This is a genomic window from Anaerophilus nitritigenes (genome assembly GCF_004138215.1).
Classification (GTDB): domain Bacteria; phylum Bacillota; class Clostridia; order Peptostreptococcales; family Thermotaleaceae; genus Anaerophilus; species Anaerophilus nitritogenes.
Window position 1 is genome coordinate 42,045 of the sequence record NZ_RYYS01000038.1, and the last position, 9,477, is coordinate 51,521.

Annotated in this window: 10 protein-coding genes; all 10 read left to right on the forward strand. The window is 30.0% G+C overall.

Annotated features, from left to right (window positions below):
- Positions 1-65 precede the first annotated feature (65 nt).
- From EK368_RS06145 to EK368_RS06190, 10 genes are read left to right on the forward strand one after another with little or no spacing between them, the layout of a single operon-like run.
- Positions 66-1,046: an NAD-dependent 4,6-dehydratase LegB gene (locus EK368_RS06145; protein ID WP_129597521.1), complete on the forward strand. Its 981-nt coding sequence runs from the start codon at positions 66-68 to the stop codon at positions 1,044-1,046.
- Positions 1,047-1,061: 15 nt separating this feature from the next.
- On the forward strand, positions 1,062-2,234 hold the full coding sequence (locus tag EK368_RS06150) for a LegC family aminotransferase (RefSeq protein WP_129597523.1): 1,173 nt from the start codon (positions 1,062-1,064) through the stop codon (positions 2,232-2,234).
- 17 nt (positions 2,235-2,251) lie between these two features.
- Complete coding sequence (locus EK368_RS06155) at positions 2,252-3,301, forward strand: sugar phosphate nucleotidyltransferase (RefSeq protein WP_479722766.1); 1,050 nt, start codon at positions 2,252-2,254, stop codon at positions 3,299-3,301.
- Complete coding sequence (locus EK368_RS06160) at positions 3,298-3,942, forward strand: acetyltransferase (protein ID WP_129597527.1); 645 nt, start codon at positions 3,298-3,300, stop codon at positions 3,940-3,942. The genes EK368_RS06155 and EK368_RS06160 overlap by 4 nt, the downstream gene beginning before the upstream one ends.
- Positions 3,939-4,934, forward strand: coding sequence for an N-acetylneuraminate synthase (gene neuB, locus EK368_RS06165; protein ID WP_129597529.1), 996 nt, complete (start codon positions 3,939-3,941; stop codon positions 4,932-4,934). Before EK368_RS06160 ends, neuB begins: the two co-directional genes overlap by 4 nt.
- On the forward strand, positions 4,931-6,100 hold the full coding sequence (gene neuC / locus EK368_RS06170) for a UDP-N-acetylglucosamine 2-epimerase (protein WP_129597531.1): 1,170 nt from the start codon (positions 4,931-4,933) through the stop codon (positions 6,098-6,100). The genes neuB and neuC overlap by 4 nt, the downstream gene beginning before the upstream one ends.
- 1 nt (position 6,101) lies before the next feature.
- Positions 6,102-7,079 (forward strand): Gfo/Idh/MocA family protein, encoded by a 978-nt coding sequence (locus EK368_RS06175; RefSeq protein ID WP_129597533.1) that lies wholly within the window; start codon positions 6,102-6,104, stop codon positions 7,077-7,079.
- A gap of 4 nt (positions 7,080-7,083) precedes the next feature.
- A complete protein-coding gene (locus EK368_RS06180; RefSeq protein ID WP_243109370.1) occupies positions 7,084-8,031 on the forward strand; it encodes a Gfo/Idh/MocA family protein in 948 nt (315 codons plus the stop codon).
- A complete protein-coding gene (locus EK368_RS06185; RefSeq protein ID WP_129597535.1) occupies positions 8,031-8,789 on the forward strand; it encodes an acylneuraminate cytidylyltransferase family protein in 759 nt (252 codons plus the stop codon). The genes EK368_RS06180 and EK368_RS06185 overlap by 1 nt, the downstream gene beginning before the upstream one ends.
- A gap of 16 nt (positions 8,790-8,805) precedes the next feature.
- Positions 8,806-9,318, forward strand: a complete 513-nt coding sequence (locus EK368_RS06190; RefSeq protein ID WP_129597537.1) for an acyltransferase — start codon at positions 8,806-8,808, stop codon at positions 9,316-9,318.
- The last annotated feature ends 159 nt before the right edge of the window (positions 9,319-9,477 follow it).

Sequence of the window (9,477 nt, forward strand, 5' to 3'; positions counted from 1 at the left end):
ACGGAGGGAATATTTTTAAATATAGTTTACGTAAATACTATAAACTATATGTAGGAGGTATAGAGATGTCTAAAGTTTTAGTTACAGGAGCAGATGGTTTTATAGGAAGTCATCTTACAGAAGAATTAGTAAAAAGAGGTAAAAAAGTTAAAGCATTTGTCTATTATAATTCATTTAACTCATGGGGCTGGTTAGATACATTGCCAAAAGAAGTTATGAAAGGAGTTGAGGTATTTACAGGAGATATTAGAGATCCAAATGGAGTCAGAGAAGCTATGAGAAACATAGAAGAGGTATATCATTTGGCAGCTTTAATCGCTATTCCATTTAGCTATCATTCTCCTGACTCTTACGTAGATACAAATATAAAAGGAACTCTAAATGTATTGCAGGCAGCTAGAGATTTGGATGTAAATAGGATTTTGGTAACATCAACTAGTGAAGTCTATGGAACAGCTCAATATGTTCCTATAGATGAAAAACATCCTTATCAAGGACAATCTCCATATTCAGCTACAAAAATCGGAGCAGATCGATTGGCAGAGTCTTTTTATAGGAGTTTTAACATGCCAATTACAATAGTTAGACCATTTAATACTTATGGACCAAGACAATCTGCAAGAGCTGTGATTCCTACTATTATTACTCAACTTTTAGATGGAAAAGAAGAAATCAAGCTTGGTTCATTAACACCAACAAGAGATTTTAATTATGTAAAGGATACGGCAAATGGTTTTATTGAAATTGCAAAGTCTGACAAGACGATTGGGGAAGAAATAAATATTGCAACACAACAAGAGATATCTATTGGACAACTTGCAGAAGAACTGATCAGACAAATTAATCCAAATGCTAAAATTATTTGTGATGAACAAAGACTTAGACCGCAAAAGAGTGAAGTAAATAGGCTTTTAGGAGCTAATGAGAAAATTAAGAAACTTACAAGCTGGAAGCCAAATTATACTTTTGAACAAGGGCTTGCAGAAACTATTGAATTTTTCAAATACAATTTGGATAAATACAAAACAGATATCTATAATATTTAGTTAGGAGGGGAATCCATGAGTCAGAAATTTATCCCTCTTTCTGTACCGAACTTGAAGGGAAGAGAGCTTGAATATGTAACTCATGCTGTTGAAACAGAATGGGTCTCAACGGGTGGGGCCTATGTTGATGAATTTGAGAAAAAAACTGCCAAATATGTTAAAGCAAAAGGGGCTGTATCTTGTCAAAATGGAACAGCAGGACTTCATATAGCATTACAGGTATGTAAAATTACAAAAGAAAATGAAGTTATTGTACCTACATTGACTTTTATTGCAGCAGTTAATCCTGTAAAGTATATTGGAGCAGAACCAATTTTTATGGATTGTGATGATTCTCTTACTATGGATGTAGACAAGCTATTGGAGTTTTGTGAGACAGAATGTAGCTTTATGGAAGGAAAACTCATTAATAAAAGAACGAATAAACACATAAAAGCTGTTTTAGTAGTACATGTATTTGGAAACATGGCAAACATGGAAAAGATTATGGATATTGCAGAAAAGTTTAATTTAAAAGTTATTGAAGATGCAACGGAAGCTATAGGAACTTACTATCTTAAAGGAAAATATAAAGGGAAATATGCAGGTGTTATAGGAGATGTAGGGGTATATTCTTTTAATGGAAATAAAATCATTACAACTGGTGGCGGGGGAATGATTGTTTCTAATAATGAAGAAATACTTAAAAGAGCGAAACATCTCACGACACAAGCTAAAAGCGATGAACTTTATTACATTCATGATGAAATTGGATATAATTACAGGATGACGAATTTACAGGCTGCTCTAGGACTAGCTCAATTAGAACAACTTGATACGTTTATTAATGTAAAAAAAGAAAATTATGATTTATATAAAGAAGCTATAAAAGAAATTAAAGGTTTAACAATTTTAACCTTTAAAGATAATATAAGACCAAATTATTGGTTTTATGCACTATATTGTGATGAAAAATATCCACTAAATAGGGACGAGATCATTCAATACCTATTATCAAAGAAAATTCAATCAAGACCTATATGGGGATTGATTAATGACCAAAGGCCTTATTTGAGTAGTCAAACTTATAAGATAGAAAAAGCTAAGACTTATCTAAAACATGTTATCAATATTCCTTGTAGTTCCAATTTAAAAAAGGAAGATGTATTATATGTCATTGAATGTCTTAAGCATCCAGAAAAAGTTTAGTTTATAGATGCAGAGGGGTGGAAAGGTTGGATGTTAAAGATTTCTTAATTGATGAAGAATGTACAATGCTTGATGCTATGGCACTTTTAGATAAAGTAGCTAAGAAAGTTCTTTTTGTTGTGAGAGACGGACAATTTGTTGCTGCTATAACAGATGGAGACATTAGAAGATGGATTCTTAGAAAAGGAAATCTTGGTGCTAAAGTAAAAGATATTGCAAATTATAGACCTAAGTATTTGAAGGAAAAAGAAAAAGCTTCTGCTAAGAAATTTATGAGGAACCATTCTATTGAAGCCTTACCAATTTTAAATGAGAAAAATGATATTGTATCAGTTGTGTTATGGAATGATGAAGAAGTTGAATCCAAAAGAGTATTAGATGTTCCAGTAGTTATTATGGCTGGCGGAATGGGGACAAGGCTTTATCCCTATACAAAAGTTTTACCAAAGCCACTTATTCCTATTGGAGAAATTCCAATTGTAGAACATATTATAAATAGATTTAACCAATATGGTAGTGATCAGTTTTTTTTAGTAGTAAATCATAAGAAAAATATGATAAAAGCTTATTTTAATGAAATTGAAAAAAACTATCAAGTTTATTATGCAGATGAAGACCAACCACTAGGAACAGGTGGAGGATTGAGTTTACTAAAAGATAAAATTAATTCTACATTTATATTGTCAAATTGCGATATTTTGATAGAAGAAGACTATGAAAAAATATATAATTACCATAAAAAAGAAAATAATTTAATTACAATGGTATGTTCATTAAAAAACATAAAAATACCATATGGAGTTATTGAAATAAGTGAAACAGGTGAAATAGAGGAAATGAGAGAGAAACCAGAACTTTCATTTTTCACAAATACTGGGATGTATATTGTAGAACCTAAAATTATTGAAGAAATTGAAGAAAATAAAGCAGTAGGCTTTCCGGATATAATTGAGAAATATAAACAAGCGGGTGAAAAGATTGGAGTCTATCCAATTAGTGAGAATAGTTGGCTTGATATGGGACAGTTAGACGAGATGGAAGAGATGAGAAGAAGGTTAGAGGGATGAGTAAGAAAATACTTTTAGTTGGAGGAGGAGGTCATTGTAAGTCTGTATTAGACAGTCTTCTTGAACTTAATCAATTTAAAGATATAGGAATTATTGATGTGAAAGAGAATATTGGGAAAAATATTTTGGGTATTTCTGTTATTGGATGTGATGATAATTTAGAAAAGCTTTTTAATGATGGATATCAGTATGCATTTGTTACAGTTGGAAGTATAGGTAATCCAAATTTAAGAATAAAACTTTTTGATATGATAGAAAAAATCGGTTTTCAGATTCCTAACATAATAGATCCTTCTGCTATTGTAAGTGCTAAAGCAAGGTTAGAAGAAGGTATTTTTGTTGGCAAAAGAGCTGTTATTAATGCTGGTTCTATATTACATAAGGGAGCTATAATTAATACTGGAGCTATAATTGAGCATGATTGTAAAATTAGTAATTTTGTACATGTTGCTCCTGGAGTAGTATTAAGTGGAGAAGTTAGTATCGGTAAAAATTCCCACATAGGTTCTAATAGTGTGATTAAGCAGCAGGTTAATATTGGGGAGAATACAATTATTGGAATGGGAAGTGTTGTATTAAAAGATATTGAATACAATGTGATGGCTTATGGTAATCCTTGTAAGGAGGTTAGAATAAGATGAGTGTTTATGTAATTGCAGAAGCAGGGGTTAATCATAATGGAAGTTTAAAGTTAGCAAAAATGATGGTGGATAAAGCAAAAGAAGCAGGGGCAGATTGCATTAAATTTCAAACATTTATCTCTAAAAATATTGTCTCAAAGAATGCTCAAAAAGCAGAATATCAAAAATATCATACAGATGAGAATGAAAGTCAGTTTGATATGCTAAAAAAATTGGAATTATCCTTTGATGAATTTGTTGAACTTATTGAGTACTGTAGAGAAAAAGATATTGAGTTTCTTTCTACTGCATTTGATTTTGACAGTATTGATTTTTTGAATAGTCTTAATATGAAAAAATGGAAAATTCCATCTGGGGATATTACAAACTTACCATATTTGATGAAAATAGCAAAGTTAGGAAAGCCTGTTATTTTATCTACTGGTATGAGTACAATGGAGGATATTAAAGTTGCAATTTCAGTACTCAAAGAGAATGGTTCTGGTGAAATTACTGTTCTTCACTGCACTACGGAGTATCCGACACCTTATGAAGATGTAAACTTAAAGGCTATGAAGACTATTGAAGCTGAGTTTGATGTTTCAGTAGGTTATTCAGATCATACTAGAGGAATTGAAATTCCAATAGCAGCTATAGCTATGGGAGCGAATGTAATAGAAAAGCACTTTACTCTTGATAGAAATATGGAAGGACCTGATCACAAAGCAAGTCTTGAACCTATTGAATTAAAAGCAATGGTAACTGCTATTAGAAATGTTGAGATTGCTATAGGTAGTGGTGAGAAAAAGCCTGCAAAATCTGAAATAAAAAATATGGAAATCGCAAGAAAAAGTATTATAGCCAGCAGAAAAATATCAAAAGGTGAAGTCTTTACAGAAGTAAATATTACTGTGAAAAGACCGGGCAGTGGCATTTCACCAATGAGATGGTTTGATGTAATTGGGAAGATAGCAACAAGAAATTTTGAAGAAGATGAGTTGATAGAGCTATGAAAAAAAAGATTAGTATACTCACAGCTACAAGGGCTGAGTATGGATTATTAAAGCCAATTATTAAAAAATTAAATTTAGTTGAAGATTTTGATGTACGTGTTGTTGTAACAGGGGCACACCTTTCACCTGAATTTGGATTGACATATAAAGAGATAGAAGAAGATGGTATTAATATAGATGAAAAGATAGAAATTCTTCTAAGTGCAGATACCCCATCTTCAATTTCAAAATCTATGGGATTAGCTATGATTAGTTTTGCAGATTATTTTGAAAGACTAAAGCCAGATTTATTAATTGTATTAGGAGATCGATATGAAACGTTGGCAGTAGCTGTTGCTGCCATGAATCAGAGGATTCCAATTGCTCATTTATATGGTGGGGAAAAAACAGAAGGTGCAGTAGATGAGTCTATTCGTCATGCAATTACAAAACTAAGCTATCTACATTTTACAAGTACAGAAGAATATCGTAAACGTGTAATCCAACTTGGAGAAAATCCAGAGAGGGTTTTTTTTGTAGGTGCTATTGGTATTGAAAATATTCTTAATGAAAAACTTCTAAGTAAATTAGAGCTTGAGGAATCAATAAATGATAAGCTGGATAAACCTTATGTGATGGTTACATTTCATCCTGTTACTTTAGAAGATCACAAGTCTGAGGAACAAATAAAAGAATTATTAGATGCTTGTCAAATGTATAAAGATATTAAATTTATATTTACTAAAGCCAATGCTGATGCTAATGGACGTATTATTAATCAGATGATTGATGAATATTCCAAAGAAAATGATCATATCACTGCATTTACATCTTTAGGAATGACTAGATATCTAAGTGCTTTAAAACACTGTATATTCGTTATTGGAAACTCTTCAAGTGGGTTAATTGAGGCTCCAAGTTTTCAAATCCCAACAATTAATATTGGAGATCGACAAAAAGGTAGAATTCAAGGAGAAAGTATAATCAATTGTGAACCGAAAAAAGATGATATTCAGAAAGCAATTGAAATGGCTTTAACCAATACATTTAGAGAAAAAGCTAAAAATGCAGCGAATCCCTATGGAGATGGAAATACATCAGCAAACATTGTTGAAGTTATAATGGATTATTTATTGAACAATAAAGTAAATCTTAAGAAGAATTTTTATGATTGTGAGGTGAGATAGCTTGAATATAGTTGTCGTCGGTTTAGGATCTATGGGAAAGAGAAGAATACGATTAATAAAAAAATATGATTCAAATATAGAAATATATGGTGTGGATAACAATCAAGAGCGAAGAGAAGAATGTGAGAAGAAATATAATATAGAGGCATATAGTAGTTTAAATGATTTATTTGATAAAATTAAAATAAATTGTGCTTTCGTTTGTACAGCTCCTTTATCTCATAGTAAAATTATTACCCAGTGTTTAGAAAGAAAAATCCATGTATTTACAGAGCTTAATTTGGTTTCTGATGAATATGATAAAAATATAACTTTGTCCAAAAAGAATGGAGTAGTTTTATTTATGTCCTCAACATTTTTATATCGTGAGGAAATAAATAAAATTAGATCTCTTATAAATGAGGCGGACTGTTTATTAAACTATACTTATCATGTTGGACAATATTTGCCAGACTGGCATCCGTGGGAAAATTACAACAATTTTTTTGTAGGTAATAAACGTTCAAATGGTTGTAGAGAACTTTTTGCAATTGAACTACCATGGTTAATAGATGTGTTCGGTGATATTATAAAGATTGATGTTGTTAAAAGTAAAATGAGCAATCTCAATATAAATTATAATGACAATTATTTGGTGATGGTGCAACATGCTACAGGACATAAAGGGGTATTTATTGTAGATGTTGTGTCAAGAAAAGCTGTAAGAAATTTAGAGATTTTTGGAGAAAAACTATTTTTACAATGGGATGGATCACCAGAAGGACTTAAAATATTTGATTATCATAAAAAAGAAGAGAAAACAATTCAATTGTATGATAAGATTGATCAACTTGAACAATATAGTAGCTTTATTGTTGAAAATGCATATTTTAACGAAATAGTATCTTTTTTTGAAACGGTGAATGGAAATAATGAGCCCATTTACAGTTTTGAAAAGGACAAATCAATACTAAAAATTATTGATGAAATTGAGGCGTGATATAATGAATCATTATAAAATTGCAATTATTGGACTTGGATCAATAGGAAGTAGGCATCTATTAAATATAGCTAAAGTCTTATCCGAAAAAAATATAACTTATTCAATTGATCTAATAAGAAGCAACAAAGGTAAAGGTATTAATGAAGAATTAAAAGAGTTGATTGATAAAGTTTATTGTTCATATGAAGATGTTCCAAAAGATTATGATGTAATATTTATAACAAATCCTACTCATCTACATTATGAAACCATAAAACAATACGTACCGAATACAAAGCATATGTTTATTGAAAAACCAGTCTTTGATGATGCTAATAAATCTATAAAGAATTTATCCTTAAAGAGGTCAGGAATTTATTATATTGCTTGTCCTTTGAGATATACAAATGTTATCCAATACTTAAAAAATGAAGTTGACTTGAGTAAAGTTTATAGCGTAAGAGTGATTTGTTCCAGTTATTTACCTGACTGGAGACCAGGTGTTGATTATAGAAATACTTATAGTGCTCATTTAGAGGAAGGTGGGGGGGTTTCCATTGACCTTATTCATGAATGGGATTACATCAATTATTTATTTGGAAAACCAAAAGAAGTTTATAATTTAAGAGGAAAATATTCTGATTTAGAGATAGATAGTGATGATTTATCAGTGTATATTGCTAAATACCCTAAAATGCTAGCAGAAGTACATCTGGATTATTTTGGAAGAAATAACATGCGTGAAATTCAGTTATTTACTAAGGAAGATACTATTATTGCAGATATAGCTAATAGTGAAATTCGCTATATGAATAATAATAAAGTTATTTCTTTCAAAGAAGAGAGAAATGATTTTCAACGAAAAGAAATAGAGTATTTTTTTGATGTAATAAAAAATAAAAAAGAAAATCAGAATGATATTCGAACTGCTATAAATACTTTAAAAATTGCGAAGGAAGGAAAATCATAATGAATATTCTATTTACTATATGTGGAAGAGCAGGATCAAAAGGAGTAAAAAATAAAAACATTAAACAATTTCTTGGAACTCCACTTATTAACTATACAATTGCATCTTCAATGTTATTTAAAGAAAAGAATTCAAATTATAATATAGATATATGTGTAAACAGTGATAGTGAAGAATTAATTTCAATAGCTACAAAAACAAGTGTTGTTATAGGCATAAAAAGATCGATAGAGTTAGCTCAAGATCATTCACCAAAGATACCTGTTATAGTATATTCACTAAAATATATGGAAGAACTTAGAAGTATAAAATATGATTATGTAATAGATTTAGATATTACATCTCCACTAAGGAAAGTAGAGGATATAGAAAATGCATTATCAAAATGTATAAAAAATAGTAATGTTGATGTTGCTTTTTCTGTTGTACCTTCTAGAAGAAATCCTTATTTTAATATGGTTGAAGTAAAAGATAATAAGGCAAAAAAGGTAATAAATAGTAGTTTTGTTGCAAGACAACAAGCACCACAGGTATATGATATGAATGCATCTATTTATTGCTATAAAAGAGATAGTTTATATAATGTTTTTAAAGCATCTCCGTTTGATGGGTTATTTGATATTATACTTATGAAAGATACAGCAGTATTAGATATAGATTCTGAAGAAGATTTTGAATTAATGGAGCTATTAGCACCTCATTTATTGAATAATGAATTTTTAGAGTTAAATAAATATATATATGATAGATTTATTTAAATTGGGAGACTAGAAAATGTTGCTAACAAAGTTTAAAAATAGGTTTGGGCCAGATATAATTTTTACTCATTGGATGTTGTATTTTAAATCATTAAGATCATTTCTTTATAAAAAATTAGGAAGATATGGAATGAATTTAGATATAAGACCGTATGTAACTATTGTAGGGACTAATAATGTAGAAATCGGTGATAATATTACGATAAGACCATATACAAGTATATATGCTGATAATGATGAAGGCAAAAAAGTAATAATAGGAAATGATGTATTGATAGGACCGAATGTATATATGACGGTAAGCAATCATAATTATCAAAATAAAAATATACCAATTAAAAGTCAAGGATATACTTTTAAAGATATTATAATATGTGATGGTGCTTGGATTGGATATGGTGCAATAATATTGCCAGGAGTAATAATAGGAAAGCATGCGGTTGTAGCTGCAGGTTCTGTTGTTACCAAAAATGTACCTGATTATACAGTTGTAGGAGGGGTTCCTGCAAAGGTTATAAAAAAGATTTAATTATTTATTTGAGAGTAAATGGAAAATTAAAGTGACAGCTACATTGATGATATAATCAATATATCTCATAGAAAGACTAATAAATTAGTTGATCTATGGGATTTTTTAATCTATATGAATTTTACAGGTTAATTTTATTATTTAAGAATTCGATAAAGC

What these genes read in the sequence shown, in the direction of transcription:
- EK368_RS06145 (WP_129597521.1), top strand. Translation starts at nt 66, where the DNA reads ATGTCTAAAGTTTTAGTTACAGGAGCAGATGGTTTTATAGGAAGTCAT.
- EK368_RS06150 (WP_129597523.1), top strand. Translation starts at nt 1,062, where the DNA reads ATGAGTCAGAAATTTATCCCTCTTTCTGTACCGAACTTGAAGGGAAGA.
- EK368_RS06160 (WP_129597527.1), top strand. Translation starts at nt 3,298, where the DNA reads ATGAGTAAGAAAATACTTTTAGTTGGAGGAGGAGGTCATTGTAAGTCT.
- neuB (WP_129597529.1), top strand. Translation starts at nt 3,939, where the DNA reads ATGAGTGTTTATGTAATTGCAGAAGCAGGGGTTAATCATAATGGAAGT.
- neuC (WP_129597531.1), top strand. Translation starts at nt 4,931, where the DNA reads ATGAAAAAAAAGATTAGTATACTCACAGCTACAAGGGCTGAGTATGGA.
- EK368_RS06180 (WP_243109370.1), top strand. Translation starts at nt 7,084, where the DNA reads ATGAATCATTATAAAATTGCAATTATTGGACTTGGATCAATAGGAAGT.
- EK368_RS06185 (WP_129597535.1), top strand. Translation starts at nt 8,031, where the DNA reads ATGAATATTCTATTTACTATATGTGGAAGAGCAGGATCAAAAGGAGTA.
- EK368_RS06190 (WP_129597537.1), top strand. Translation starts at nt 8,806, where the DNA reads ATGTTGCTAACAAAGTTTAAAAATAGGTTTGGGCCAGATATAATTTTT.